Annotated in this window: 1 protein-coding gene; it reads right to left on the bottom strand. The window is 50.1% G+C overall.

What is annotated here, in order from left to right:
- On the bottom strand, positions 1–539 hold a 539-nt coding region (locus tag GJS45_RS23590; protein ID WP_202928169.1), incomplete at both ends, for a putative Ig domain-containing protein.

Raw genomic sequence — 539 nt, 5'->3', positions numbered from 1 at the left:
GGGCCACATTGTAGCTAAAACTTGCCCCTCCACCATGACGCTCTGATCGGTACATCGCATCGTCGGTGGTACCCGATACGTCTGCAATATTGTTGTTGGTATAGGTGGACCCACCGACAAAAGAATTATCGGCATCGTAGACAAAACCAGACCCCGAAGTAAACTGCGGGCCTCCCGAATTGATTCCAATGGAAGTGGTAACCTGCTCTTCAACAGACAGCGTAAACAGGTCACTGACACTTAAGGTACCGTCCGAGGCCGTTACCATTATTTCCAGTGTACCGATATCGGAAATCGTCGGAACCCCATTGAATGTACGGTTAACCGCATCAAAACCCAACCAGGAAGGCAGAGGGCTATCGTCTGACAGCGATGCGCTATAGGAAAGCGGATTCCCATCTGGGTCTGAAAACGTGGTTTCGGCAAAGGCAAAGTTATATTCGATGCCTTCGGTGGCAAATTGGTCCGGAATGGGATTCACTACCACAGGCGTTCCGGGATCAATCGGTACAAAACCTTCACCGTTCAACCCGATAATC

It is taken from the genome of Cyclobacterium salsum (assembly GCF_010119245.1).
Taxonomy (GTDB): domain Bacteria; phylum Bacteroidota; class Bacteroidia; order Cytophagales; family Cyclobacteriaceae; genus Cyclobacterium; species Cyclobacterium salsum.
This window is presented reverse-complemented; position numbering and strand designations above follow the sequence as displayed.